The following is a 26,383-nucleotide window of genomic DNA, read 5'->3' on the forward strand; positions in this document are numbered from 1 at the left end:
AGAGCGCTTCCACCGCACCCTGGCCGAGGGCTGGGCCTTCAAGAAGTTCTACAACTCCGAATCAGCCCGCCTCGCCGCCCTGCCAGCATGGCTCCACGAGTACAACCACCACCGGCCCCACTCAGCAATCGGCAAAGCCGCACCCATCACCAGGTTGAACAACCTGGCTGGACATCACACCTAGCGGCACGTCCGCAGGCGGCCCGCGTCCGGGTACGCTGCCCGGCATGACCGCGACTCCACCGCCGGGGAGACCAGGACCCGGTGACAAGGCCGTCGCCTTCCTCAAGCAGCGGTGGCTCCCGCTGGTCCTGCTCGTGGTGGCGATCGTCTTCGTCGTGCAGAACCGCGACGGCACGACGATCAGCTTCCTGTTCCTCGAGTGGTCCTCGCCGCTGTGGTTCACGCTGGCACTCGTCCTCCTCGTCGGTGTCGCGATCGGCTGGGCGCTGAAGGGGCGACGCGGCAAGCCCTAGGTGCTCCGTCGCGCGGCATCCCGTGCCCTGACCGAGAATCGCCCCAGGGCGGACGGGGAGTGCGATGGCAGGTCGAGAGCCGGAGGTGGCGGAGCCTGACAGCCTGCCGTCGGGGAGGGTCTGGACGATCTTCGGCGGGCTGATGCTCGCGATGCTCCTCGCCGCGCTCGACCAGACCATCGTCTCGACCGCGCTGCCGACGATCGTCCAGGACCTCGGAGGCGCCGAGCACCTGTCGTGGGTCGTCACGGCGTACATGCTCGCGTCGACCGTCACCACGATGCTGTGGGGCAAGCTCGGCGACCTCTACGGGCGCAAGACCCTGTTCATCCTCTGCATCGTGATCTTCCTCGCCGGGTCCGCCCTCGCGGGGACGTCGCAGACGATGGGCCAGCTGATCGCGTGGCGGGCGCTGCAGGGGGTCGGGGGCGGCGGGCTGATGGTGCTCTCCCAGGCGATCATCGGCGACGTCGTCTCGCCGCGGGAGCGCGGGCGCTACCAGGGCGCCTTCGGGGCAGTGTTCGGGGTGGCGAGCGTCGCGGGTCCGCTGCTCGGAGGCTTCTTCGTCGACAACCTGTCGTGGGAGTGGGTGTTCTACATCAACCTCCCGCTCGGGGCGGTGGCGCTCGTGGTCGTCACGGCGGTCCTGCCGCGTACGAGGCCCGACCGCAACCCTCGCATCGACTACGCGGGAATCCTCCTTCTTGGGACGGTCGCGACCGTGATCGTGCTGGTCACCAGCCTGGGTGGTTCGACCTGGGAGTGGAGCTCGCCGCAGGTGTGGGGCTGCGTCGCGCTCGGGGTGGTCGCGTTGATCGCATTCGTCGTCGTCGAGCAGCGCGCCGCCGAGCCGGTCCTCCCGCTCCGCCTCTTCGCGAACCGGGTCTTCACCACGACGTCGGCAGTGGGCTTCGTCATCGGCTTCGCGATGTTCGGCGCGATCACGTTCCTGCCGCTGTACCTGCAGCAGATCAAGGGCTCGACCCCGACGGAGTCCGGCCTGGAGATGCTGCCGATGATGCTCGGCCTGCTCCTGACCTCGATCGGGAGCGGGCAGCTCATCACCCGCACGGGCCACTACAAGGTCTTCCCGATCGTCGGGACGGGGGTCACCGCGCTCGGCCTCTTCCTCCTGTCGCTGATGGACCGCGAGACGACGACGCTCGAGTCCTCGGCCAGCATGTTCGTGCTCGGTCTGGGGCTCGGGATGGTCATGCAGGTGCTGGTGCTCGCCGTGCAGAACGCCGTGGACTACCGCGACCTCGGCACCGCCACGTCCGGCGCGACCTTCTTCCGCACGATCGGCAGCTCGGTCGGCGTCGCGGCGTTCGGCGCGGTCCTCACCAGCGCGCTGCAGGACGCCCTCACGCGCGACGTCCCGGCGGCCGCGACCGGCGCCTGCGGTGCCGACGCCCTGCGCGGCTCGGCCCTCGGGCTGGGCCAGTGCCCGCCCGAGGTGCAGGTCTGGTTCCTCGACGGGTACGCCGACGCGATCCACATCGTGTTCCTCGCGGCCGTGCCGGTCGCGCTGCTCGCGTTCGCCCTCACGTGGCTCATCCCCGAGGTCCGGCTGCGGCGGGTCACCGGGCGTACCGGGCCCGGCGAGTCGGCGGGCCACTCGTTCGCGCTGCCCTCCAGCCGCACGTCGCTCGAGGAGCTGCGTCTCCTCCTGTGGCGGCGCGTGGGGAGGCTGGACCCGCTGCGCGTGTACGAGGCGCTGGCGGGCGACCTCGATCTCGGGCTCGCGCCAGAGGAGTGCTGGATGGTCACCCGCGCCTCGCTCAAGGGCCCCCGGTCGATCGCGACCATGGCCGAGCGCGCCGGACGGTCGCCCGAGGCCGTACGACGGGTGGCCGAGGCCCTGGCCGCCCGCGGGTTCGTCGCCGTCGACGGCGACACGGTCACGGCCACCGCCGACGGTGACGCAGCGGCGGAGGCGATCCGCGCGAACGAGCGGGCGCGCCTGCAGCACTACATCGACGAGTGGGGACGCGAGCCGGAGGTCGAGGAGCTGGTCGACCAGCTGACCGAGCAGCTCCTCGCCGAGGACCGGTCCACCGTCGTACGAGAGTGACCCGGAGACGCCAGACGGTGACCCGGAGACGCCAGGGAATGACCCGGGGTCAGGAGGTGCGACGGCGGAACAGCCGCGCGGACGCCACCGCCGACACCACGAGGATGAGCCCGCACCACGCCAGGGCCCACCAGGCCTGGTTCTCCATGGGCGTCCCCATCCACAGACCGCGCAGCGTCTCGATCACCGGCGTCATCGGCTGGTGCTCGGCGAACCCGCGCAGCACGGTCGGGAGCGTGTCGGCGGGGACGAAGGCCGTGCTGACGTAAGGGAGGAACGCGAGCACCATCGTGAACGCGTTGGCCGCGTCCTTGCTCCGTGCAAGCAGACCGACGGTCGCGGCGAGCCACGAGATCGCGAGCACGAACACCGCCAGGATCCCGATCGCGCCCACCCACTCGACGGCGGTCGCGTCCGGTCGCCACCCGATCAGGAGGGCGACCGCGATGACGAGCGCGGTCGCGATCGCGTTGCGGGCGACGCTGGCGACCACGTGCCCGACGATCACGGCGCCGGCGGTGATCGGCATCGAGCGGAAGCGGTCGACGATCCCGTTGGTCATGTCGTCGGCCACGGCGACCGCCGTCGTCCCGGCGCCGAAGCCGGCGCACAGCAGGATGATCCCGGGCACCACGTAGTCGACGTAGTCGACTCCGGTCGACATCGCTCCGCCGAAGACGTAGACGAACAGCAGCATCAGCGCGACCGGCAGCGCCAGTGCGGTGAAGAACGCCTCGGGATCGCGTGCCGAGCGCAGGAGCCCGCGCCGGATCATCACGCGCGCGTCCAGGACGACGTCGCTGATCCGGGGCGTGCGCGCGCGGGTCGTGGTGGTGCTCATCGGAGGGCCTCCTGCTTCGGGGCGGTGAGGGTGAGGAAGACGTCGTCGAGGCTCGGTGCGTGCATGCCGACGCGGCGGGGCGAGGCGCCGGCGGTCTCGAGACCGTCGAGCAGCGCGCGCAGCGACTCCGGCGTGCCGTCGCTGGGGACGTCGATCGTGAGGAGCGCGGGGTCTGGGGCCACCCCTGCCGTACGCACGGTGGCGAGCGCGGCCTCGTACGTGGACGCGTCGCCGTACGAGAGGCGGACGACCTCGCCGGCGACCTGCGTCTTCAGCTCCTCGGGCGTCCCCTCGGCGACGATCCGGCCGCCGTCGAGGACCGCGATGCGGTCGGCGAGCTGGTCGGCCTCCTCGAGGTACTGGGTCGTCAGCAGCACCGTGACGCCGGAGTCGGCGAGCTCGCGCACCGTCGCCCAGACCTGGTCGCGGCTACGAGGGTCGAGCCCGGTGGTCGGTTCGTCGAGGAACAGCAGGGTCGGGGGGACCACCATGCTCATCGCGAGGTCGAGCCGCCGACGCTGGCCGCCGGAGTAGGTCGAGGCGCGCCGGTCCACGATCGACCCGAGACCGAAGCGCTCGACCAGGTCGCCGGTGCGCGCGGTCGTCTCGGTCCGGGAGAGCCGTCGCAGCCGCGCGACCATCGCGAGGTTCTCCCGCGCGGTGAGGACCTCGTCCACCGCGGCGTACTGGCCGGTGAGGCTGATCGCGCGGCGGACGGCCTGCGGCTCGGTCGCCACGTCGTGCCCGGCCACCTCGGCCCGTCCGCCGTCGATGCCGATCAGGGTCGCCAGCGCCCGGACCAGCGTGGTCTTGCCGGCGCCGTTCGCGCCGAGGAGGCCCAGCACGCTGCTGGTCTCGATCCGGAGGTCCACCCCCCGCAGCACTTCGGTGGAGCCGTAGCTCTTCCGGAGGTCGTCAACGATTACTGTGTATGCCATACGCTAAACCGTATACGGCGTACGCAGATCCTGGCAAGGCCGTATCGTGGCGGAGCCGGACGGGACCAGAGGAGGCGCGGTGAGCAGCAGCGAGAAGGAGCTCCCCGACGAGCTCGCCCTGCTCTGGGGGCGTCGCCCCGGCGGCCGTCGCGGGCCCCGTCCCGAGCTCGACGCGAGCGCGATCGTCGCCGCCGCCGTCGAGATCGCCGATGCCGAAGGCCTCGATGCGGTGTCGATGGCGCGCGTCGCCAAGCAGCTCGGGTTCTCGACGATGGCGCTCTACCGCCACGTCGCCAACAAGGAGGCGCTGCTCTCCCTGATGTGGAACGAGAGCGCATCGGTCGCGCACGAGGTCGAGCTCGTCGGCGACACCTGGCGCGAGCGCATGCGCGCATGGGCGATGCTCCAGCAGGACATGCTGGCCGAGCACCCCTGGCTCGCCCACATGCCGATGAGCAACCCACCGATGGGGCCGAGCGCGTTCGCGTGGATCGAGCGAGGCCTCGACGCGCTCGCCGACACCCCGCTGCGCGACGACGACAAGCTGCAGGCGATCGGGGCGATCAGCGCCTACTCGCTCGCCGAGTCGCGGATGGCGGCGGAGGAGGCGGCCGCGGCCGACCGGCGGCGTGCCGAGGGCAAGCCCGTCGTCGCCTTCGAGAACATGATCGGTGTCCTCGCCGACCCGGACCGTTTCCCCAACCTCGCCCGCCTCGCCGCGAGCATGCCGCCGATGCCGGCGGTCGGCGAGCCGGGCTACGAGGAGATGGGCCAGGCCGCGTTCTCGTTCGGTCTCGACCTCCTGCTCGACGGCATCGCCGCCCTCATCGCGCGCGCCGGCGCCGAGGAGCCCGGCGCCGCGAAGCTCGACGCCGGGCAGGATCCCGCTACGACGTGACGGTGTGGAGGCAGAGGATGTTGCCCTCGGTGTCGCTGAACCACGCCGCGGACTCGCCCTCCATCGCGGCGATGTGGTTCTCCGTCTTGAGCCCGGGGGTGTCGTAGTCCTCGAAGGCCACGCCGGCACCCTCGAGCGCGTTCACCTCGGCGCCGAGGTCGGGCACCTCGAAGCTGAGCATCGTGCGGCCGGTCGGCCTGCCGTCGGGGTCCGGGAGCAGGGCGAGCTGGTGCCCGTCCGCCGTCGTGAACGCGTACCCGCCGTCCATGGTGTCCCCGGCGCCCTTCAGGCCCAGGGTGTTCTCGTAGAAGTCCTTCGCGCGAGCGACGTCGCGTACGGGGACCATCGCCGTGTATGCCGTGCCGGTGAGCATCGTTGCCTCCTCGGAGCGTCCAGCCGGAGCACGGCCCGAGCCGTGCTTCCAGACTGCGCGCGCCGACGGCGTACGGTCCAGCCCATTGCGATCGAGATGGCCGGGCGCGATCGAGATCCGCGGGAAGGTCAGTGGTGGAACGTCGGGTGCTGGTCGGTCGTCGGCATCGGCGACGTCAGCCCGTCGAGGTAGGCGACCTCGGTCTTGATGTCCTCGAGCAGGTGCGCCGCGAGGGCGTGGCTCAGCCCGTTGCGGACGACGATCCGCTGCACCGTGATGCTGGTCAGGTCCGCCGGCATCGGGTACGCCGGGACCAGCCAGCCCTTGATCCGCAGGCGGTCGGAGAGGTGGTAGAGGTTCCAGTTCTCCGTGTGCCCCTCCTTCAGCCGCCACGCGAACACGGGGATGTCGCTGCCGTCGTTCCAGAGGTCGAAGGCGTCCATCTTCGCGATCTCCGCCGACAGGTACTGCGCCACGTCGGAGCACGTCTGCTGGACGGCGCGATAGCCCTCCCAGCCCAGGCGGAGGAACAGGTAGTACTGCAGGAGCACCTGCGCGCCCGGGCGGGAGAAGTTGATCGCGAGCGTCGGCATGTCGCCGCCGAGATAGCTCACCCGGAACACCAGGTCCTCCGGCAGTGCCGCCGTGTCGCGCCAGACGATCCAGCCGACGCCCGGGTAGACCAGGCCGTACTTGTGGCCGGAGGTGTTGATCGACGCCACGCGGTCGACCCGGAAGTCCCACGCGAGGTCCGGCTGGACGAAGGGAGCGACCATCGCGCCGGAGGCGCCGTCGACGTGGATGGGGATGTCGAGCCCGGTGTCGGCCTGGATCCGGTCGAGCGCCGCGGCGACCTCGGTGACCGGCTCGTACACGCCCGTGTAGGTGACGCCCATGATGACGACGACGCCGATCGTGTTCTCGTCGACGTACCGCTCGAGGTCGTGGCCGTCCAGGCACCGGTGGTCGTCGGTGATCGGGACGTAGCGGGCCTCGACGTCGAAGTAGTTGCAGAACTTCTCCCAGCAGACCTGCACCGCGCTCGACATCACGAGGTTCGGCCGGTCGGCGGGCTTGCCCGCCTCCTTGCGCGCGTGCTGCCACCGGCGCTTGAGCGCGAGACCGCCGAGCATGCACGCCTCGGAGGAGCCGATCGTCGAGGTGCCGATGGCGCTGAGCGGGTCGGGGGCGTGCCAGAGGTCGGCGAGCATCGTCCAGCAGCGGGTCTCCACCGCCGCGGTCGCGGGGTACTCGTCCTTGTCGACCATGTTCTTGTCCGCGGCCTCGAGGTAGAGGCGCCCGGCGTGGTCGTCCATCCACGTGCCGACGAACGTGGCCAGGTTGAGCCGGGCGTTGCCGTCGAGCATCGCGTCGTCGTGGACGATCTGGTAGGCGGTCTCCGGGAGCAGCGGCTCGGCGGGGATCTTGAAGCGGGGGACGGATGTGGCTTCGCCCTCGCGGACGAAGAGGGGGTTGACGCTGACGTCGCGAGCGGCGGCGTGGTCGCGCTCGTAGGCGGCGTGCTCGGCGGGCTGGATAGGCATGGTTCTCCCCTTGGCGATGCGGCCGGGGGAGTCCGCGGTGGTCAGGCTCAGGCACAGCAGAGCAGAACGTCGTTCCGCCCGCACGCCGAGACGCCGCCGAGGGGCCGTGGGACCCGCGGCTAGACTGACGTGGGCGCAGCGTGGCGTCCTGCCACCCGACATCGAAGCATACGAGGAACGTCCGTGGGGATAGTCGTGCAGAAGTACGGCGGCTCGTCGGTGTCCGACGCCGCCAGCATCAAGCGCGTCGCGCAGCGCATCGTCGCCACCAAGAAGGCCGGCCACGACGTCGTCGTGGTCGTCTCCGCCATGGGTGACACCACGGACGAGCTGCTCGACCTGGCCCACGAGGTGTCGCCGCTCCCCGACGGGCGCGAGCTCGACATGCTCCTCACCGCGGGCGAGCGGATCTCGATGGCGCTGCTCGCGATGGCGATCGGCAACCTCGGCCAGCAGGCCCAGTCGTTCACCGGGTCCCAGGCCGGCGTGATCACCGACTCGTCGCACGGCCGCGCCAAGATCATCGACGTCACGCCGGGCCGCATCCGCAGGGCCATCGAGGAGGACGCGGTCGCGATCGTCGCGGGCTTCCAGGGCGTCTCGCAGGACAGCAAGGACATCACCACGCTCGGCCGCGGCGGCTCCGACACGACCGCCGTGGCCCTCGCCGCAGCGCTCGACGCCGACGTCTGCGAGATCTACACCGACGTCGACGGCATCTTCACCGCCGACCCGCGGATCGTCCCGGTCGCCCGCCGCATCCCGGTCATCTCGTACGAGGAGACCCTGGAGATGGCGGCCAACGGCGCCAAGATCCTGCACCTGCGCTGCGTCGAGTACGCGCGCCGCAACAACATGCCGATCCACGTCCGCTCGTCGTTCTCCTCCAAGGAGGGCACCTGGGTGGTGAGCGCGGAACGGATCAACGAACTTCTGTCAGCAGGCGATGGGGAGGCCCCCGTGATGGAGCAAGCGATCATCTCCGGCGTTGCGCACGACCGCAGCGAGGCCAAGATCACCGTGGTCGGGGTCCCCGACAAGGTCGGCGAGGCCGCCCGCATCTTCGAGGTGCTCGCGGACGCGCAGATCAACCTCGACATGATCGTCCAGAACGTGTCGGCCGCCTCGACCGGTCTCACCGACATCTCCTTCACCCTGCCGCGCGCCGACGGCCAGACCGCGATGACGGCGCTGGCGCGGCTCAAGGACGAGGTCGGCTACGCGCAGCTCCAGTACGACGACGGGGTCGGCAAGATCTCGCTGATCGGCGCGGGCATGCGCACCAACCCGGGCATCTCGGCGCGCTTCTTCAAGGCGATCGCCGACGCCGGCGTCAACATCGAGATGATCTCGACCTCCGAGATCAGAATCTCGGTTGTCGTCAACGAGCAGCAGATCGATGATGCCGTGAGTGCGGCACACCGCGCGTTCGACCTGGACGCGGGCGAGGTCGAGGCCGTCGTGTACGGCGGCACCGGCCGCTAGGAAGAGGAGCACCACCCATGGCCAACGGAGTGAGGATCGGAGTCGTCGGCGCGACCGGACAGGTCGGCGGCGTCATGCGCACCCTCCTCGAGGAGCGTGCCTTCCCGATCGAGGAGATCCGGTTCTTCGCCTCGGCGCGGTCGGCGGGCAAGACGCTGTCCTTCGCTGGGCGGGACGTCGTCGTCGAGGACACGGCGACCGCCGACCCGACGGGTCTCGACGTGGCCGTGTTCTCCGCCGGTGCAACGATGTCGCGCGTCCAGGCGCCGCGCTTCGCCGAGGCCGGCGTGACCGTCATCGACAACTCGTCGGCCTGGCGCAAGGACCCCGAGGTCCCGCTGGTGGTCTCGGAGGTCAACCCCGAGGCGATCGACCAGGCGGTCAAGGGCATCATCGCCAACCCGAACTGCACCACGATGGCCGCGATGCCGGTCCTCAAGCCGCTGCACGACGAGGCGGGACTCGTCCGCGTGGTCGCCAGCACCTACCAGGCGGTCTCCGGCTCCGGGCTCGACGGCGTCGAGGAGCTCGCCACCCAGGCGGAGAAGGTCGTCTCGGGCGCGCGTGCGCTGACGTACGACGGCTCCGCGCTCGACTTCCCCGAGCCCCAGAAGTACGTCGCTCCGATCGCGTTCAACGTGCTCCCGCTGGCCGGCTCGATCGTGGACGACGGCACCGAGGAGACGGACGAGGAGCAGAAGCTCCGCAACGAGTCGCGCAAGATCCTCGGCATCCCTGAGCTGCGCGTCTCGGGGACCTGCGTCCGTGTGCCCGTCTTCTCCGGGCACTCGCTGTCGCTCAACGTCGAGTTCGCGGACGCGCTCACGCCCGACCGTGCGCGTGAGCTCCTTGCGGACGCACCCGGGGTCCAGCTCGTCGACGTGCCGACCCCGCTGCAGGCTGCCGGGGTCGACCCGAGCCTCGTGGGCCGGATCCGTCAGGACTCGAGCATCGACGGCAACCGTGGCCTCGCGCTCTTCGTGAGCAACGACAACCTGCGCAAGGGTGCGGCGCTCAACACGATCCAGATCGCCGAGCTCATCGTCGCTCGGAAGCACGACGCTGCGCGCTGACAAGGCGATCGTCGTCCGTCCGCGCGAGAGCGGCGACGTCCCGGCGCTGGTCGCGATCCTCGGGCAGGTCCACGCCCAGGACCGCTACCCGATCGTCGGCGACCACGTCGAGGCCGGGTGGCTGCTCGAGCCCGACGGCCCCGCGTGGGTTGCGGAGCTCGACGGCGCGGTGGTCGGTCAGGCTGCGCTCCAGCCGGGTGCCGACCCCGTCTCGGCGGAGGCGCTCGGCGCGGAGCCGGGGGCGGTCCTGACCCTCGCCCGGTTCTTCGTCTCCCCTGAAGCACGGGGCAGCGGCGCGGCGCGGATGCTGCTCGACGCGGTCGAGGCGTACGCCCGGGGTGCGGGACGGCCGCTCGCGCTCGAGGTGGTCGCCCACAACGAGGCGGCGCGCGCCGTGTACACCCGCCGCGGATGGACCCCGCTCGGCTCCTACCCCGCTCGCTGGTTCGGGCCGGACGGGCCGGCGTACGAGGCCTACAGGTTCGTCCTTCCCCTGCTGGCCGCAAAGACCTAGGGGGCGGTCCTCGGCCTGGGTGACACTGGGGCGATGCGACTGCTGGAGCGCAGCAGCGCCCTGGCCGAGATGCGGACGGCGTACGACGATCTGCAGCGTGGCCACGGGAGCGTTGCTCTGATCCAGGGCGAGGCCGGCATCGGCAAGACCAGCCTGGTGCGGTGCTTCCTCGCCCAGACCGTCGACCCTGAGGGCCACCCGGACCGTCGGGGGTCCTCGCGCGCGGCGCGGCACGACGTACGGGTCCTGGTCGGGTCCTCCGACGACCTCGTCGTCCCCCGCCCGCTGGGCGCCGTCCTGGAGCTCGCCGACGACGCGCCCAGCCTGGGCCGTGCCCTCGCGGACGGGGTGGACGCCCCCAGCGCGGTGCTCGCGACCGTCCGCGAGGAACCCACGGTGTGCGTGCTCGAGGACGTCCACTGGGCCGACGAGGCGACCCTCGACGTGATCACGGTCCTCGCGCGCCGGATCGAGGAGCTGCCGCTGCTGCTGGTGCTCACCTTCCGCGACGACGAGGTGGCGGCCGACCATCCGCTGCGGCGTGCGCTGGCGGCCATCCCGCCGTCACGGGCGCACCGCCTGCTCCTCGCACCCCTCTCTGTGGAGGCGGTCGGCCGGCTGACGGGAGCGCCGACCGACGCCGACGCCGTGCACGCGCTGACCGGGGGGAATCCCTTCTTCGTCACCGAGATCGTCTCCGGCGGGCCTGGTCGCGTCCCGGCCAGCGTCCGCGACGCGGTCCTCGGGCGCTTCGCCCGCGTCTCGACGGCGGGCCGCGCGACGGCCGAGCTCGTGAGCGTGGTGCCGGGCCGCGCCGAAGGGTGGCTGGTCGAGGCCTGCCTGGGCGCCGACGCCGACGTCGCCGAGGGCGAACGTCATGGGCTGCTCGTCGCGGACGACGGCACCGTCCGCTTCCAGCACGAGCTCGCGCGGTGGGCGGTCGAGGCGGAGCTGGGCGGCCAGCGGCGCCGCGACCTGAACCGCCTCGTGCTCCAGCAGCTGGCTGCTCACGGGGCCTCCCACGCCCGGCTGGCCCACCACGCGTGGATGGCCGGCGACGCGGACGCGGTCCTGCGGCACGGGATCGCCGCAGGGGAGCAGGCCGCCGGTGCCCGCTCGCACCGGGAGTCCGTCGAGCTGCTCGCCCGGGCGCTGCAGCACGGAGACCTGCTTCCGCCGCGGGCCCGGGCGGATGCGCTGGACCTGCTCTCGTCAGAGGCCTATCTCGCCGGTCAGGCCGAGCACGCGGTCAGCGCGCGCGAGGAGGCCGTACGCGTCCGGGCGGGCATCGGGGACCCGCTGCGGTCCTCGGAGTCCTTGCGCTGGCTGTCGCGGATCCGCTGGTGGGCGGGAGACCGGCCGGGGGCCGAGCGTGCGGGACGTGAGGCGATGGACGCCCTCGACGGCCTCCCGGACTCGCGCGAGCACACGCTGGCGCTGACCAACCTCTCCCAGCTCGCGATGCTGGCCCAGCGCGACGAGGAGGCCGTCGCGTTCGGCGAGCGCGCGCTCGCGATCGGGTCCGCGCACGGCGACCACGAGGTCGTGGTCCACGCCCGCATCAACATCGGCACCACGGTCGCGCGCACCGACCTCGAGGGCGGTGTCGCCACGCTCCGCGAGGCGGCCGACGCCGCGTCCGACCACGGGATCCCGCACGAGGCGTGCCGCGGCCTGGTCAACGCGGCCTGGCTCCTGAAGGACGAGCGGCAGTACGCGCGAGCGCGGGAGATCATGGACGACGCCCTCGTCGTCGCGCGCGAGAACGAGCTCTCCAACTTCGCCGACTACCTGTACGCGATGCGCGCGCTCGTCGACCTCGCGACCGGCGACTGGGACGCCGCGGCCGCCGACGTGGCGCAGGTCGAGACGCCTCTGGTGCCGTCGCTCGAGGCGGAGGCCCTGCTCGCGATCCGTCGCGGGGACCCTGAGGCTGACGAGCTCCTGGACCGGGCCTGGGCGCGCGCGTCCAGCTCGGCCGAGCTCCAGCGGCTGCGGCCCGTCGCGTGCGCCCGGGCGGAGGCGGCGTGGCTCGCCGGAGACCACCGGGGCGTCGAAGAGGCCACGGCCGCGACGTACGCGCTCGGGCTCGAGCTCGGGACCCCGTGGGACGTCGGCGAGCTCGCCGTCTGGCGCTTCCGCGCCGGACTGCTGGAGCGACCTCCCGACGGGTGCTCGACGCCGTTCCGGCTGGAGATCGCGGGCGACCCACGAGGAGCCGCGCTCGCGTGGAAGGAGCTGGGAGAGCCGTACTCGCAGGCGCTCGCGCTGGTCTCCGCCGGGGACGAGGCGGCGCTGCGCGAGGCGGCCGAGCTGCTCGACGGGCTGGGGGGTGTGGCGGCGCTGCGCCTCGTCCGGGCGCGGCTGCGGGCGCTCGGGGTGACGTCGGCGCCGCGCGGGCGCCGACCGAGCACACGCAGCAACCCGTCGGGACTCACCGACCGCCAGCTCGAGGTGCTCTCCCTGATCGTCGCCGGCGCGTCCAACACCGCGATCGCCCAGCAGCTGGTGGTCTCGCCGAAGACGGTCGAGCACCACGTGAGCGCGGTGCTCGCCAAGCTCGGCGTGACGACGCGCGGTGAGGCCGCCGAGGAGGCCCGCCGCCTGGGGGTCGGCGACCGCGAACGTGGGGGTGTCGGCGGCCGAACGTAGGGGCTCCGCACCGACGAGGAGCACGCGGACGCCTCCTTAGCGTCGTCGCCATGACGACCACCACAGAGACACAGCAGAACGCACGCATCGACGTCCCCGGGTTCCGGGGCGAGCTCATCGAGCCCGGGGACGCCGCCTACGACGACGCCCGCGCCGTCTACAACGGGAGCATCGACCGCCACCCGCGGCTGATCGCTCGGGCGGTGGACACCGCCGACGTCGTCGCCGCCGTACGGGCCGCACGCGAGCACGGACTCCCGGTCGCCGTCCGCGGCGGGGCGCACAACGCCGGCGGCCTCGCCGTCGGGGACGACGCGCTGGTCGTCGACCTGTCGCGGATGCGCAGCGTCCACGTCGATCCCGCCGAGCGCGTCGTCCGCGTCGAGGGCGGCGCCACCTGGGGCGACGTCGACCACGCGACGCACGCCTTCGGGCTCGCCGTGCCCAGCGGGATCATCTCGACCACCGGCGTCGGCGGACTGACGCTCGGCGGCGGCCTCGGCTACCTGGCGCGCCAGTTCGGTCTCACCATCGACAGCCTCCTCTCGGCCGACGTCGTCCTCGCCGACGGGTCGGTGGTCACCGCCGACGCCGAACGGCACCCGGACCTGTTCTGGGCGCTGCGGGGCGGTGGAGGGAACTTCGGTGCGGTGACCTCGTTCACGTTCCGTGCGCACCCGGTCGCCGACGTGGTCGGAGGGCCGATGTTCTTCGACGTCGACCGCGCCACCGAGGTCATGCAGGCCTGGGACGCCATGATCGGCGAGGCTCCCGACGAGGTGAGCTGCTGGTTCGGCTTCGTGACCGTGCCTCCCGTGGACCCGTTCCCGGCGGAGCTGCAGGGCCACGTCGTCGCGGCGCTGGTGTGGTGCATCAACGCCCCGGAGGAGCGGGCAGCCGAGGCGCTGGCGCCGTTCCGGGACATGGGTCCGCTGATGGACGGTGTCGGCACCATGCCCTTCCCGGCGCTGCAGAGCGCGTTCGACGCGCTGTACCCGCCCGGCCACCAGTGGTACTGGCGGGCCGACTTCGTCGACGCGCTCGGTGACGACGCGCTCGCGGTGCACCAGCGCTACGGGCCGACGCTCCCCACGCCCCAGTCGACGATGCACCTCTACCCGATCAACGGCGCTGCCGGACGCGTCGGGCGCAACGACACCGCCTTCAGCCACCGTCAGGCGCGGTACGCCCAGGTGATCGTCGGCGTGGACCCGGAGGCCGAGGGCTTCGAGAAGGTGCGGGGGTGGACGCGCGAGTACCACGACGCGCTGCACCCGTACTCGGCCGGCGGGGCCTACGTGAACATGCTGCAGGACGACGAGGGGCTCGACCGCGTGATGGCGAGCTATCGGGACAACTTCGACCGGCTCACGGCCGTGAAGGACCGGTACGACCCCGACAACGTGTTCTGCCTCAACAAGAACGTTCCGCCGCGAACGTCTCAGGAGGCATGACCGACCGGACGCCGCCGGACCGCTCGATGTGCGACGATCGGGCACGTGAGCGAGATCATCCCATCCGGTGATCCCTGGGGACGGTTCACGCGTGACCCGCGGGATCCGGCGGTGTCCGCGCTGCGCACGGGCGACGCCGACCGTGCCGTGCTGGCCGACGTCATCGGCGAGGCGTTCTCCGACGGGCGGCTGAGCCGTGAGGAGTACGACGAGCGGTCCGACGCCGCGGTCCGGGCGCGCACCTACGCCGACTTCCTCCCGCTGATGGAGGACCTGGTGCCGACGACCGGGGCGGCGGCCGCGCCGGTCCGCCGTGCGGGCGTCCCTGACGTCTCGCGCGACGCGGTGAAGGCGTACGAGCGCAAGCGCCGCGACGCGTGGGTCGAGGCGGCGACCGTCACGCTGATCTGCACGGGCATCTGGCTGGCGATCAGCCTCGCGGGTGGTTGGGACCCGCACTTCCCCTGGCCGATCATCGTCGCCGTCCTCGCGTTCGGCGACGCGATCGACAAGACCGCCAACCGCGAGAAGTACATCGCCAAGGAGCGCGACAAGCTCGAGCGCAAGGTCCGCAAGCAGCAGCGCAAGGAGCTGCCCGAGTCCTGAGCGGGTCCCGGGCACCCGCCCGGAACGTCCCGGCAGGTCGGGACGCCGAGCCCTGGGACCCGGGACGCCGGGACCGCGACAGTGCTCTGGTCAACAACGACCAGGAAGGCACTGACATGAAGGATCCGACATCCATGGGCGAGGTGTTCCTCGCGGACCCGCCGTCGCGGGGGCGGCAGGACGCGGCAGCACCGGTGCGTACCCGCGCCTGGGCCGTCTCCGGCGTCGTCGCCGCCGTGCTCGGCCTCGTGACGATCGTCGTCTCGATGGGGCTGTGGGACCCCGACCTCGACTACTCTGACCCGACCGCGATCGCGGAGCGTCTTTCCGACGCCAAGGGTCAGCTGATCGTCATGCACGTCGCGATGGTGACCGGCATCGTGGCCCTCGTCGTCTTCGCGCTCGGCCTGCTCCGCCGCCTCGGGGCGACGCTGCCGGCCGGAAGCCTCCTCGGAGGGGTCGCCGCCTCGGGCATCGGGCTGACCGCGGTCGCGAACCTCCTCGGGTCCGGCCTGGACACCGAGTTCCTGTTCGCCGCCGAGGTCGTCGAGAAAGACGTCCCGGAGACCATCGCGTTCTACAACCACTGGATCGCGACGATCCCGTGGCTGTGGGTCGGCGCCGGGCTCACCGGCGTGGCGATCGCCGTGGCGGCGCTCAAGCACAAGGCGGCGCCGCGCTGGATCGGGATCGTGGGTGCGACGCTCGGGGCGCTCACGCTGCTGGTCGGCATCTCGCCGCTGCAGTACATGGCCGGCTTCGTCGGTCCGGTCTGGCTGCTCGTGACCGCGATCGGCTTCACCGTCGGCGACCGGGCGTACCGGAACGCAGCCTGATGGCGGCGGCGGAGGCCTCGGCGCGGTCGGCCGGAGGAGAGGGGACGAGCTCGTCGAAAGGCACAACGGGGGTGGGCTCGTTCCCTTATCGTCTGGACATCATGACCGACGTCGCGCCGCCCGCCGCCGCTCCACGTCCCCTCCCCGGCTCCCGGGGAGGTGCCCCGAGGGTGGCCCGTGCCGTGGCGTACCTCGCGGCCACGCCGGAGCTCGGCGAGAGCGCCCTGTTCCTCTTCGTCGACGTCGCGGTCTCGGCCGTGTACGGGACCGTGGCCGCCGTCATCCTCAGCCGCCGCCGCCACGTGGTCGCATGGCTGCTCAGCCTGACCGCGATCGGCGGCGGCCTCTCCGCCCTCGGCGGGGCGTACCGGGGTCTGGTCGAGACGCACGGCTGGCCGCCGGTCGCGCTGCTCGAGCACACGTACTCGTGGGCGTGGGTCCCCGGGACGCTCGCGCTCTTCCTCGTGATCCCGTGGTTGATGCGCGACGACCGGCTCGACGTCTGGTCGTGGGTAGGACTCGCCGTCGGGTCCGGGCTCACGGTGGCCTTCACCGTCCAGCGGATGCTCTTCCCGATGTCGGACCCCCGCGGCATGCTCGTGGCGGTCATCGCGATGGGGCTCGTCACGGCGGCCGCGGTGGCCTGGCGGGCCGTCCACGAGCGTTCGCGCGACCAGACGGCGCTCGCCTGGCTGGCGATCGGCGTCGCCGTGATGGCGGTCTCGTTCCTGCCGCTGATCGACTACTCCCTCCCGTCCTGGATCCCGGGTCTGCTGCACCTCGTGTGCCAGGTCCTCTTCTCCGGCGCCCTCCTCGCGGTCGTCCTGCGGCACCAGCTCTGGAGCATCGACCTCGCGGTCAGCCGCTCGCTGGTCGCCGGCGTGCTCGTCGTCCTCCTCATCACGGTGTACGTCGCGGCGGTCGTCGCCATGCAGCGAGCCTTCGGCGACGCCGCGGCGAGCCAGGCCGCAGGTGCCGTCGTCGTCGTGCTGGCGGCGCCGTTCCTGCGGCAGTGGGCAGGTGACCGGGTCAGCGCCCTCGTGTACGGCGACGCGCTCGCCCCGCACCGCGCGGTCAGCGGCATCGGCGCCGGCTTCGCGTCGGAGGACGAGCGGGAGCTTCTGGACGTCCTCGTGACCCGGGTCGCGACGTCGCTGCGGCTGCAGTCCGTCGCGCTGCGGATCGACGGCGCGGACGTGGCGTCGTACGGGACCCCGTCGACCAACGACCTCGACCTGCCTGTCGTGCACCGCGGCAAGGAGATCGGACGCCTCGTGGTCACGGCACCGCCCGGCGAGTGGCTCGGTGCCCGGACTGTGAAGGCGATCCAGGACCTCAGCGACCTGCTCGCCGCCGGCCTCGCCCTCACTCTGGCGCTGCGCGAGGCCGACGCCGCCCGCGAGCGCCTGACCAGCGCGCGGCTCCAGGAGCGCAAGGTCATCCGGCGCGAGCTCCACGACGGGCTCGGACCCTGGCTGGCGGGTCTCCGCCTCGGCATCCACGGTGTCCGCAACGCGCTCCGCACCGATCCCGACCTCGCCGAGTCGCTGATCGACAGCCTCGCCGGCGAGCTGGACCAGCGGATCGAGGACGTCCGCGCCCTCTCGCACAGCCTCCTGCCACCGGCGATCGAGCAGCTCGGCCTCGGTCCTGCCCTGCAGGAGATGGCGGCCCGCTGGGAGCAGAACGGCATGCGGGTCTCCCTGCGGTGCGGGTCGCTCCCGCGGCTGACCATGCCGGTGGCCGCAGCGGCGTACGCGATCGCGAGCGAGTCGGTGACGAACGCCGCGAAGCACAGCGGTGCGGATGCGTGTGCGCTCGAGGTCGCCGTCAGCGACGGCCTGCTTCGGGTGGTCTGCACCGACGACGGCGAGGGCATCCCGGTCCAGCGTCGCGAGGGCGTCGGCCTGCGGGCGATGGTCGAGCGTGCCAGCGAGCTGGGCGGCCAGGTCGTGGTCTCGGGGGTCGGGGACCGCGGCACGCGCGTGGAGGCGACGCTGCCGCTGACGCCGCGTACGGACGAAGTGGTCGTGTGAGCGCCGCCATCCGCGTCGTGGTCGTCGACGACCACCCGGTGTTCCGGCTGGGGATCGCGGGACTGCTCAGCTCCCTCGACGGCATCGACCTCGTCGGCCAGGCCGACGGGCCCGAACAGGCGCGCGCCCGGATCGACGCCTCGGTGGACGTGGTGCTGATGGACCTCGACCTCGCCGGCGAGTCCGGGGTGGTCCTGACGCGCGAGCTCGTCTCGGCGTACCCCGACCTCAAGGTGCTCGTCGTGACGATGCACGAGGACGACGTCTCCGTGCTGGCCGCGATGCGCGCCGGCGCCCGGGGCTACCTGCTGAAGTCGTCACCACCGGACCGGCTCGAACGCGCCATCAGGTCGGTGGCCGTCGGCGACCTGATCGTCGGCCACGGAGTCGCGGACCGGGCGCTGTCGTACGTGTCCGCGCCGCCGGCAGGACGCGCGGCCGCAGGACCGCGTCCGTTCCCCGACCTCACCGACCGCGAGCTCGAGGTGCTCGACCTGGTGGCGCGGGGGATGGGCAACGCAGCGATCGCGCAGGCGCTGTCGCTCAGCGAGAAGACGGTCCGCAACCACGTCTCCAACCTCCTGACGAAGCTCGCCGTACGCGACCGCGCCGGGGCCGTCGCTGCGGCACGTGACGCCGGGCTGGGCGCCGGGGTCTGACCGGCGCGCTCGCGCCGCACCGCAAGACGTGCATCTGCGGCCAGTTCCTGGTCACGAATGCACGTCCTGACTGCTAGTCCTGACAGCCGAGCGCGTCCTGGCCGGCGAGCCGACCGGTGAACGTGTGGACGCTGCGGGCCACCGCGTTGCGCCACGTACGAGGAGTCGTGGGGCGTGTCGTCTCGCGGCGGTGGGTCCCCGCGCGGCGCGTCACGAGGACACCTGGACGTCGGCGCGGTTCCGGAGCATGTCCAGCGCCCGACGGGGGCGGTCGGTGATGATCCCCTCGACGCCCGCGTCGGCGGCACGCAGGATCGCCGAGCGTCCGTTCGCGGTCCACACATAGGTCTCGAGACCCGCGAGCTGCGCGCGGCGGACGTACGCCGAGGTGACCGTCCCGTGCCACGGGTTCACCGCCGACGCCCAGGCCTCCAGCGCGGGGTGGCGCGGCGCCGAGCGGACGAGGAGCCCGCGCGGGACCTCCGGGAGCAGCCGCCCGAGCTCGTGGAGGGCGGGTGCGTGGAAGCTCTGCGCGGTCACGCTGACTCCCGGCGAGAAGCAGCGCAGCACCTCGGCGACGGCGGCGACCAGCGCGGGCTGGGACTCCGGGTGCTTGATCTCGAGGAGCAGGCCGACCCCGGTGGCGCGCAGCGCGTCGAGGACCTGCTCGAGGGTGGGGACGGGCTCGCCGGCGAAGGACGCGTCGCGCCACGAGCCGGCGTCGAGGCGTCGTACCTCGTCGTAGGTGAAGGTGGAGATCGGGTCGTGCATCCGGTCCGGCCGGTGCAGGGCGACGTCGGTGGTCCGCGCGAGGGTCGGGTCGTGGATCACGACCGGCACACCGTCGCGGGTGCACTGGACGTCGACCTCGACCGCGTCGACGCCGATCTTGACCGCTGCGGTGACAGCGGCGAGCGTGTTCTCCGGCGCCACGTCGTTGGCGCCCCGGTGCGCGACGACTCGTGGTCGGCGCATCGTGGTGATCTGCTCGTTCATGACCCGAGCGTCACCAGGGCGGGTGAGGCCGCAGCGAGGCGCAGGTGTACGCGCGGTGAACGCTGGCTGAGTCTTGCTCTCAGGTTCGCCGGAAGTATGCGAACATGTGTTCGAACGATCCAGATCGGTGAGGCGGTGCGGTCGATGAACGGCGAGGCGACGATCCTGCACGCCGACCTCGACTCGTTCTTCGCCTCGGTCGAGCAGCGCGACGACCCGGCGCTGCGCGGGCGGCCGGTGCTCGTCGGAGGCGGGGTCGTGGTGGCGGCGAGCTACGAGGCCAAGGCGTACGGCGTCCGCACGCCGATGGGGATCGTGGAGGCCAAGTCCCTGTGCCCGGGGGCCGTCGTCGCGTCGCCGCGGTTCGAGGCGTACTCCGCGGCGAGCAAGGCGGTCTTCGAGGTCTTCCGCGACACCACGCCGCTGGTCGACCCGATCTCGATCGACGAGGCGTTCATGGAGGTGGGCGGGTTGGCCCGCCTGGTCGGCTCGCCCGAGTCCATCGCGGCGCGCCTGCGCGAGCGGGTCCTCGAGGAGGTCGGACTCCCGATCACGGTCGGCGTGGCGCGGACGAAGTTCCTCGCGAAGGTGGCGAGCGCCTTCGCCAAGCCCGACGGACTCCTCGTCGTCCCGGTGGACGGCGAGCGTGCGTTCCTGCACCCGCTGCCGGTCGAGCGGATGTGGGGCGTCGGCGCCAAGACCGCGGCCAAGCTGCGGGCCCGCGGCGTCGAGAACATCGGCGACCTCGCCGCGGTCCCGCCGCACGCCCTCGCCGCGTACGTCGGGCGGGCGGCCGCCTACCACCTCCACAGCCTCGCCAACGGGCAGGACCCGCGCCCGGTGGAGACCGGCAAGCGGCGCGGGTCGGTGGGCGCGCAGAGGGCGCTCGGCCGACGACCCAAGACGATGGAGGAGATCGACTCCGCACTCGCCGGCCTGGTCGACCGGGTCTCACGCCGGATGCGCAAGGCCGAGCGCGAGGGGCGGACGGTCACGCTGCGGCTCCGCTTCGACGACTTCACCCGCGCGACCCGCTCGCACACCCTGCCGCGTCCGACGGCTCGTACGGAGCGGCTGCTCATCGTCGCGCGGTCGTTGCTCGACGTCGCCGAGCCGTTGATCCGCGAGCGCGGGTGCACCCTCGTCGGCATCAGCGTGAGCGGCTTCGACCCGCACGCGGGCGGTCAGCTGGAGCTGCCGTTCGGCGAGCCGGACACGGCGACCCTGGACCTCGCGCTCGACGACGTCCGGGAGCGGTTCGGCTCGGCGGCGGTGTTGCGCGGCTCGCTCGTCAGGCGCGGAGAGGGCTTCGCGATGCCGACCCTCCCCGACTGACCGGGTCGCCAGAAGGTGACCCGCCGGTCAGGGGGTGGGGTGCTCGCGGAGGGCCTCGTACGCGGTCAGCGTCTCGGGGTTCTGCAGCGCCCCGCGCGATGCGGCGTCGTCCACGTCGGCACCACGGAGGATCTTCTTCACCGGCACCTCCAGCTTCTTGCCCGACAGCGTCCGCGGAACGCCCGGCACCTGGTGGATCACGTCGGGGACGTGGCGCGGCGAGAGCTGGCGGCGCAGCGCGTCGCGGATCCGCCTCCGGAGGGCGTCGTCGAGGTCGAGCCCTGGGGTCAGCGTCACGAAGAGCATCAGGCGCCCTGCACCGCCCTCGGAGTCCTCGAGGTGCACGACGAGGCTGTCCGTCACCTCGTCGAGGCCCTCCACGACGGTGTAGAACTCCGCCGTCCCGAGGCGCACCCCGCCGCGGTTGAGCGTCGCGTCGCTGCGCCCGGTGATGGTGCACGAGCCGTCGGGCCGGATCGTGATCCAGTCGCCGTGGCGCCAGACGCCGGGGAAGTCCTCGAAGTACGCCGCGCGGTACCGCGCGCCGTCGTCATCGCCCCAGAACCCGAGCGGCATCGAGGGCATCGGCGCCGTGATGACCAGCTCGCCGAGCTCGTCGACGACCGGTTGCCCGTCGGTGTCGTACGCGGCGACCGCGACGCCGAGGCAGGCTCCGGAGATCTCGCCGGCGTACACCGGGAGCATCGGGTTCGCGCCGACGAAGCCCGTGCAGACGTCGGTGCCGCCGGACAGCGAGCCGAGGCGTACGTCCGGCGCGACCGCGTCGTACACCCACCGGAACCCCTCGGCCGGCAGGGGCGCGCCCGTCGAACCGAGACCGCGCACCCGCGACAGGTCCGCGACCTCCTTCGGGACCAGGCCCTCCTTGCGGCACTGGAGCAGGTACGGCGCGCTGGTCCCGAAGTAGGTCACGCCCAGCTCGTCGGCCATCCGCCACAGCGACCCGAGGTCGGGGTGCGCGAGGTTGCCGTCGTACAGGACGACGGTCGACCCGGTGAGCAGCCCCGAGACCAGGAGGTTCCACATCATCCAGCCGGTGGTCGAGTACCAGAAGAAGACGTCCTCCGAACCCAGCCCGAGCTCGAGCGCGATCGACTTCGTGTGCTCGACGGTGATCCCGCCGTGGCTGTGGATGATCGGCTTCGGCAGGCCCGTCGTCCCCGACGAGAACAGCAGGTAGAGCGGGTGGTCGAACGGCACACGGTCGAACGCGGGCTCGGCCGGCTCCGCGACCAGCTCCGACCAGGTCGTCGCACCCTCGGGGGGCGGCGCCTCGCCATCGAGGTACGGCAGCCACACGACCGCCCGCAGCGTCGGCAGCGCCGCCTGGATCGCCGCGACCTCCTCGCGCCGGTCGACCGCCTTCGCGCCGTACCGGTAGCCGTCGACCGCCAGCATCACGGTCGGTTCGATCTGCCCCCAGCGGTCGATCACGCTCCTCGTCCCGAACTCCGGCGCGCACGACGAGAAGACCGCGCCGAGGCTCGCTGCTGCGAGGAGCAGTGCGAGGGTCTCCGGCACGTTCGGTGCGTACGCGACGACGCGGTCGCCGCGCCCGACGCCGAGCCGTACGAGACCTGCCCGCGCCCGCGCGACCGCGTCCCGCAGCTCGGCGGCCGTCCAGGTGACGTCGTCGCGCGACTGCGACCGGCCCACGACCACGACGTCGTCGTCCGCGCGGCCGGGCATCCGCAGCATCGCCTCGGCGTAGTTCAGCGCCACGCCCGGGAACCAGGTCCGCCCCGGCATCGGGGGCTCCCCCGGCGCGGCCGGCACCAGCGCGACGGCCGGAACGCCCTGGTCGTCAGCGTCCGTGACCGTCGCCGGGATCGCGAAGAACGCCCACACCGCGCGCCAGAAGGCGTCCTGGTCGTCGACCGACCAGCCGTGCAGCGCCCGGGCATCGGCGAGGGACGGGCCACCGTGGTCCGCCACCCAGTCCATGAAGGCGCCGATCCGGGTCGTACGGCGGGCGTCGGGAGCGGGCTCCCAGAGGACCTCGTGCGTCACCTGAGGAGTGGGCATGGCCACACGATAGACGCCGTTCCCGTACGACGGGGGTGGCCGTCGGGCCACCCCCGCGCAGCCTCAGGGCTCGACGACGTTGAACATCGGATCCGGCTCGTCGGTCAGCCCGAGGAGCGTCGGGAGGACGCTCGCGTCACCCGAGGTGTCGAGGCCCTCGAGCGCTCCCGTGCCGAAGAGCGCGAGCAGCTGCGGACGCGTCAGCCGTACGGTGACGTCCGCCGGGTCGTCACGCTTCGTCGGGAAGTGGACGAGCGCGCTGTTGGACAGCTCCATCCGGTACGCCTCCGCGCTGTCGGTGAGCTCCCAGCGGATGCTGGCCGTGGTCCCGGCCGCCTTCGCACCGTCGAGCCGGATCGCGAGGGTGTCGAACAGCTGCGTGGTCGTGAGCGCGCTCGCCATGCCGCTCGCCGAGACGAAGCCCGTCGGCTCGCCGCCCCGGAGCTCGTACGCACCCGTGAGGTAGCAGTTGCGCCACGTCGCGTTCTCGGCGCCGAGCCCGAGCGTCTCGAGGACGGTCGCGAGCGCCTCGCGCGCCTCGGCGTTGCCCGGCTCGGCGAACACCGCGTGGCTGCCGAGCTCCGCCGCGAACCGCAGGTCGCCCGCGTCGGCGTACCGGCGTACCGCGGCGACCACCTGGTCGACGCCGCCGAGCAGCTCGACGTACCGGCTCGCCTTGTTCTCCGGGGTGTGCTCCCAGAGGTGGGCGGGGTTGCCGTCGTACCAGCCGAGGTAGCGCTGGAAGATCGCCTTCACGTTGTGGCTCAGCGACCCGTAGTAGCCGTGGGTGCTCCACGCGTCCTCGAGCGACGACGGTGTCTGCAGCGTCTCGGCGATCTCGCTGCCGGTGTGGCCCTGGTTCATCAGCCGGAGCGTCTGGTCGTGCATGTACGCGTAGAGGTCGCGCTGCTCGGTGAGGAACCCGATGATCGCGTCGGTGCCCCAGGTCGGCCAGTGGTGCGACGAGAAGACGACGTCGCTGTCGTGGGCGAACAGCTCGACGGCCTCCGCGAGGTAGCGCGACCAGATCCGCGAGTCGCGGACCTGCGCGCCCCGCAGGGTGAGCAGGTTGTGCATGTTGTGCGTCGCGTTCTCGGCCATGCAGAGCACCCGGTGGTCGGGGAAGAAGAAGTTCATCTCCGCCGGCGACTCGGTGTTGGGCGTCAGCTGGAAGACGAACCGGATGCCGTCGAGCGTCTCCTCCTGCCCGGTGGCGGTGATGTCGAGCGTGGGCGGCAGCAGCCCCACCGTCCCGGCGGAGGCGCGCGGGCCGAGGCCGATGCCGACCGAGCCCGACGGAGACGCGTCCAGCGGGTGGCCGTCGTAGTAGTAGCCGCGGCGCAGCATCGCGACGCCGGCGTAGACGTTCTCCGAGACCGCGTGCTCGAGGAAGTGCTCGGGTGCCACGATCGGGACGTCGGTGGACGCGTCGACGACGCCCAGCACGCCGCCGAAGTGATCGATGTGGGCGTGGGTGTAGACGACGGCGGTCACCGGGCGGTCGCCACGGTGCTCGCGGTAGAGCGCCAGCCCCGCGGCGGCGGTCTCCGCGCTCACGAGCGGGTCGATGACCACGACGCCGGTGTCTCCCTCGACCAGCGTCATGTTCGAGATGTCGAAGCCGCGGACCTGGTAGAACCCGGGCGCCACCTCGTACAGGCCGTGCCGTCCGGTCAGCTTCGCCTGTCGCCACAGGCTGGGGTGCACCGACGCGGGCGCGTCCCCGGCGGCGAACGAGAGCGCGTCCGCGTCGAAGATCACCGTGCCGGAGGCGTCGGTGATGGCGGCCGGTGTGATCGTGCCGACGAAGCCACGATCGGCGTTCGTGAAGTCGGGGTGGTCCTCGGAGTACGTAGCCATGGGTCCACCCTCTGCGGGAGGGGAGGGTCTCGCATCGCCCGTCAGGGGTGAGGCCCGGGTATGACGAAGCCCCGGACCCTGCTGGATCCGGGGCTCACGCTGTCGGGGTGACAGGATTTGAACCTGCGGCCTCGTCGTCCCGAACGACGCGCGCTACCAAGCTGCGCCACACCCCGTGGCCCCCGCACTCGTGCGGGTGGAACGTCCTGCGAGAGGTCCCGCGCTCAGTTCCTCGGAGAGTCTACCGGACGCATCCGGAGCACCGACGCCTCGGGTCGGCACGCGAAGCGGACGGGCGCGTACGGCGACGTCCCGCACCCTGCGGACACGTGCAGCCACGAGCTGTCGTGCCCGGCCGTCCGGTGCTGGTGGAGCCCCCGCGCGCGGCGCCGGTCGAGGTCGCAGTTGGTCACGAGCGCCCCGAACCCCGGGACGCGCAGCTGCCCACCGTGCGTGTGCCCCGCGAGGATCAGCGGGTAGCCCTGGACGTTGAACGCGTCGATCGCCCGCAGGTACGGCGCGTGGACGACGGCGACCGCGAGGTCGGCGGTCGGGTCGGCGGAGGCGGGGATCGCCGCGAGGTCGTCGCGGTCGATGTGCGGGTCGTCGAGGCCGGCGAACGACAGCGAGAGCCCGCGGACGTCCACGCGCCCGGTCGCGTTGTTGAGGTCGATCCAGCCCGCGTCGGTGAACGCGGTGCGCATCTCCTCGTACGGAAGGTCCGGCGAGCGGCGGCGCATGCCGGAAGGGCCGAGGAGGTAGCGCGCCGGGTTGTTGACCGTCGGCGTGAAGTAGTCGTTGGAGCCGAACACGAACACTCCGGGCACGTCGAGCAGGTCCTCGTACGCGTGCAGGACCGCCGGCAGGGCCTCGAGGTGCGAGAGGTTGTCCCCGGTGTTGACGACGAGGTCAGGCTCGTACTCGACCAGGCTGCGCAGCCAGTGCTGCTTGCGGGTCTGACCGGGTGTCATGTGCACGTCGGAGATCTGCAGCACGGTGATCGGGCGCGCTCCCGCGGGGAGGACGGGGACGTCGAACTCGCGGACCACGAACGCCTGTCGCTCGTAGAGCGACGCGTACGCGAGCGCGCCCGCGCCGGTGGCTGCGGTGGCCAGGAGCGTCTTCGTCAGGGGGTGCACGCCTGCAAGGGTGCCACACCCGTGGCGGGGGAATCGGTGTGCTCGCGACGCCCGCCGTGGGCGATGATGGCCGCATGAGCGAGCTCAAGGACCGACTGCGCCAGGACCTCACCACCGCCATCAAGGAGCGCGACTCCCTCCGGGCGTCCACGCTGCGCATGGTGCTGTCCGCGGTGAGCAGGGCCGAGACGGCGGGCAAGCAGGCCAAGGAGCTGTCCGACGCCGAGGTGCAGTCCGTCATCACCTCCGAGTCCAAGAAGCGTCGTGAGGCCGCCGAGGCGTACGACGCGGGCAACCGCCCGGAGCTCGCTCAGAAGGAGCGCGACGAGGCCGGGATCCTGGCCGACTACCTGCCGGAGCAGCTCGGAGCCGACGAGGTGAGCGCCCTCGTGTCCGCGGCGATCGAGGAGTCGGGTGCCGCGGACGAGGGCATGCGCGGCATGGGCAAGGTCATGGGACTGCTGAAGCCGCGGACCGAGGGTCGGGTCGACGGTGCCGCGCTCGCGGCCGAGGTGCGCAAGCAGCTGGGCGCCTGAGGCGCCCGCCGC

The 26,383-nt window shown here is 72.2% G+C and carries 24 protein-coding genes and 1 tRNA gene; 15 read left to right on the plus strand and 10 right to left on the minus strand.

What is annotated here, in order from left to right; translation table 11 throughout:
• The 3 genes from ACQSSQ_RS00005 to ACQSSQ_RS00015 all read left to right on the plus strand — a co-directional run.
• A partial coding sequence (locus tag ACQSSQ_RS00005) for an integrase core domain-containing protein (protein ID WP_431324972.1) occupies nucleotides 1-184 on the plus strand: 184 nt, incomplete at its 5' end.
• A gap of 43 nt (nucleotides 185-227) precedes the next feature.
• Nucleotides 228-476 carry a LapA family protein gene (locus ACQSSQ_RS00010; protein ID WP_431324973.1) on the plus strand — a complete coding sequence of 83 codons (249 nt, stop codon included), beginning with the start codon at nucleotides 228-230 and terminating at the stop codon, nucleotides 474-476.
• 64 nt (nucleotides 477-540) lie between these two features.
• Complete coding sequence (locus tag ACQSSQ_RS00015) at nucleotides 541-2,550, plus strand: MDR family MFS transporter (protein WP_431324974.1); 2,010 nt, start codon at nucleotides 541-543, stop codon at nucleotides 2,548-2,550.
• A 49-nt stretch (nucleotides 2,551-2,599) separates the two neighbouring features.
• On the opposite strand, the gene ACQSSQ_RS00020 is transcribed toward ACQSSQ_RS00015, so the two are convergent.
• Both ACQSSQ_RS00020 and ACQSSQ_RS00025 read right to left on the minus strand, forming a co-directional pair.
• Nucleotides 2,600-3,391 carry an ABC transporter permease gene (locus ACQSSQ_RS00020; RefSeq protein WP_431324975.1) on the minus strand — a complete coding sequence of 264 codons (792 nt, stop codon included), beginning with the start codon at nucleotides 3,389-3,391 and terminating at the stop codon, nucleotides 2,600-2,602.
• A complete protein-coding gene (locus ACQSSQ_RS00025) occupies nucleotides 3,388-4,329 on the minus strand; it encodes an ATP-binding cassette domain-containing protein (protein WP_431324976.1) in 942 nt (313 codons plus the stop codon). The genes ACQSSQ_RS00020 and ACQSSQ_RS00025 overlap by 4 nt, the downstream gene beginning before the upstream one ends.
• A gap of 79 nt (nucleotides 4,330-4,408) precedes the next feature.
• Between ACQSSQ_RS00025 and ACQSSQ_RS00030 the strand changes: the two genes are divergently transcribed.
• On the plus strand, nucleotides 4,409-5,227 hold the full coding sequence (locus ACQSSQ_RS00030; protein WP_431324977.1) for a TetR/AcrR family transcriptional regulator: 819 nt from the start codon (nucleotides 4,409-4,411) through the stop codon (nucleotides 5,225-5,227).
• Here the strand turns inward: ACQSSQ_RS00030 and ACQSSQ_RS00035 are convergent.
• Together ACQSSQ_RS00035 and gad are read right to left on the minus strand one after the other, a co-directional pair.
• Nucleotides 5,217-5,600 (minus strand): VOC family protein, encoded by a 384-nt coding sequence (locus ACQSSQ_RS00035; protein ID WP_431324978.1) that lies wholly within the window; start codon nucleotides 5,598-5,600, stop codon nucleotides 5,217-5,219. The genes ACQSSQ_RS00030 and ACQSSQ_RS00035 overlap by 11 nt on opposite strands.
• A 128-nt stretch (nucleotides 5,601-5,728) precedes the next feature.
• Nucleotides 5,729-7,144 (minus strand): glutamate decarboxylase, encoded by a 1,416-nt coding sequence (gene gad, locus ACQSSQ_RS00040; protein WP_431324979.1) that lies wholly within the window; start codon nucleotides 7,142-7,144, stop codon nucleotides 5,729-5,731.
• A 183-nt stretch (nucleotides 7,145-7,327) separates the two neighbouring features.
• Here gad and ACQSSQ_RS00045 point away from each other — a divergent pair, with 183 nt between their 5' ends.
• From ACQSSQ_RS00045 to ACQSSQ_RS00085, 9 genes are all read left to right on the plus strand, one after another.
• Nucleotides 7,328-8,629 (plus strand): aspartate kinase, encoded by a 1,302-nt coding sequence (locus tag ACQSSQ_RS00045; RefSeq protein WP_431324980.1) that lies wholly within the window; start codon nucleotides 7,328-7,330, stop codon nucleotides 8,627-8,629.
• 17 nt (nucleotides 8,630-8,646) lie between these two features.
• Nucleotides 8,647-9,702 carry an aspartate-semialdehyde dehydrogenase gene (locus tag ACQSSQ_RS00050; protein WP_431324981.1) on the plus strand — a complete coding sequence of 352 codons (1,056 nt, stop codon included), beginning with the start codon at nucleotides 8,647-8,649 and terminating at the stop codon, nucleotides 9,700-9,702.
• Nucleotides 9,635-10,216, plus strand: a complete 582-nt coding sequence (locus ACQSSQ_RS00055; protein WP_431324982.1) for a GNAT family N-acetyltransferase — start codon at nucleotides 9,635-9,637, stop codon at nucleotides 10,214-10,216. Before ACQSSQ_RS00050 ends, ACQSSQ_RS00055 begins: the two co-directional genes overlap by 68 nt.
• A 33-nt stretch (nucleotides 10,217-10,249) precedes the next feature.
• Nucleotides 10,250-12,868 (plus strand): ATP-binding protein, encoded by a 2,619-nt coding sequence (locus tag ACQSSQ_RS00060; RefSeq protein ID WP_431324983.1) that lies wholly within the window; start codon nucleotides 10,250-10,252, stop codon nucleotides 12,866-12,868.
• 50 nt (nucleotides 12,869-12,918) lie between these two features.
• Complete coding sequence (locus ACQSSQ_RS00065) at nucleotides 12,919-14,322, plus strand: FAD-binding oxidoreductase (RefSeq protein WP_431324984.1); 1,404 nt, start codon at nucleotides 12,919-12,921, stop codon at nucleotides 14,320-14,322.
• A gap of 45 nt (nucleotides 14,323-14,367) precedes the next feature.
• Nucleotides 14,368-14,928, plus strand: a complete 561-nt coding sequence (locus ACQSSQ_RS00070) for a DUF1707 SHOCT-like domain-containing protein (RefSeq protein ID WP_431324985.1) — start codon at nucleotides 14,368-14,370, stop codon at nucleotides 14,926-14,928.
• A 116-nt stretch (nucleotides 14,929-15,044) separates the two neighbouring features.
• Complete coding sequence (locus tag ACQSSQ_RS00075; RefSeq protein WP_431324986.1) at nucleotides 15,045-15,764, plus strand: hypothetical protein; 720 nt, start codon at nucleotides 15,045-15,047, stop codon at nucleotides 15,762-15,764.
• Between the two features lie 170 nt (nucleotides 15,765-15,934).
• A complete protein-coding gene (locus ACQSSQ_RS00080; RefSeq protein ID WP_431324987.1) occupies nucleotides 15,935-17,800 on the plus strand; it encodes a sensor histidine kinase in 1,866 nt (621 codons plus the stop codon).
• Complete coding sequence (locus tag ACQSSQ_RS00085; protein WP_431324988.1) at nucleotides 17,797-18,459, plus strand: response regulator transcription factor; 663 nt, start codon at nucleotides 17,797-17,799, stop codon at nucleotides 18,457-18,459. The genes ACQSSQ_RS00080 and ACQSSQ_RS00085 overlap by 4 nt, the downstream gene beginning before the upstream one ends.
• A gap of 73 nt (nucleotides 18,460-18,532) precedes the next feature.
• On the opposite strand, the gene ACQSSQ_RS00090 is transcribed toward ACQSSQ_RS00085, so the two are convergent.
• Nucleotides 18,533-18,673, minus strand: coding sequence for a hypothetical protein (locus tag ACQSSQ_RS00090; RefSeq protein ID WP_431324989.1), 141 nt, complete (start codon nucleotides 18,671-18,673; stop codon nucleotides 18,533-18,535).
• Nucleotides 18,670-19,455 (minus strand): glycerophosphodiester phosphodiesterase, encoded by a 786-nt coding sequence (locus ACQSSQ_RS00095; RefSeq protein ID WP_431324990.1) that lies wholly within the window; start codon nucleotides 19,453-19,455, stop codon nucleotides 18,670-18,672. Before ACQSSQ_RS00095 ends, ACQSSQ_RS00090 begins: the two co-directional genes overlap by 4 nt.
• A 144-nt stretch (nucleotides 19,456-19,599) precedes the next feature.
• On the opposite strand from ACQSSQ_RS00095, the gene dinB reads away from it, so the two are divergent.
• Nucleotides 19,600-20,790, plus strand: coding sequence for a DNA polymerase IV (gene dinB / locus ACQSSQ_RS00100; protein ID WP_431324991.1), 1,191 nt, complete (start codon nucleotides 19,600-19,602; stop codon nucleotides 20,788-20,790).
• 27 nt (nucleotides 20,791-20,817) lie between these two features.
• Here the strand turns inward: dinB and ACQSSQ_RS00105 are convergent, their stop codons facing one another.
• The 4 genes from ACQSSQ_RS00105 to ACQSSQ_RS00120 all read right to left on the minus strand — a co-directional run bounded on the left by ACQSSQ_RS00105 (nucleotide 20,818) and on the right by ACQSSQ_RS00120 (nucleotide 25,835).
• Nucleotides 20,818-22,836 carry an acetoacetate--CoA ligase gene (locus tag ACQSSQ_RS00105; protein WP_431324992.1) on the minus strand — a complete coding sequence of 673 codons (2,019 nt, stop codon included), beginning with the start codon at nucleotides 22,834-22,836 and terminating at the stop codon, nucleotides 20,818-20,820.
• Between the two features lie 63 nt (nucleotides 22,837-22,899).
• Nucleotides 22,900-24,696, minus strand: a complete 1,797-nt coding sequence (locus tag ACQSSQ_RS00110) for an alkyl/aryl-sulfatase (RefSeq protein WP_431324993.1) — start codon at nucleotides 24,694-24,696, stop codon at nucleotides 22,900-22,902.
• A 102-nt stretch (nucleotides 24,697-24,798) separates the two neighbouring features.
• Nucleotides 24,799-24,872, minus strand: a tRNA-Pro gene (locus ACQSSQ_RS00115).
• Nucleotides 24,873-24,920: 48 nt separating this feature from the next.
• Nucleotides 24,921-25,835 carry a metallophosphoesterase gene (locus ACQSSQ_RS00120; RefSeq protein WP_431324994.1) on the minus strand — a complete coding sequence of 305 codons (915 nt, stop codon included), beginning with the start codon at nucleotides 25,833-25,835 and terminating at the stop codon, nucleotides 24,921-24,923.
• Between the two features lie 74 nt (nucleotides 25,836-25,909).
• Here ACQSSQ_RS00120 and ACQSSQ_RS00125 point away from each other — a divergent pair, with 74 nt between their 5' ends.
• Entirely contained in the window at nucleotides 25,910-26,371 is a 462-nt protein-coding gene (locus ACQSSQ_RS00125) for a GatB/YqeY domain-containing protein (protein WP_431324995.1), read from the plus strand.
• The last annotated feature ends 12 nt before the right edge of the window (nucleotides 26,372-26,383 follow it).

The sequence above is a fragment of the Mumia spirodelae genome (genome assembly GCF_050632745.1).
In the GTDB taxonomy this organism is placed as follows: domain Bacteria; phylum Actinomycetota; class Actinomycetes; order Propionibacteriales; family Nocardioidaceae; genus Mumia.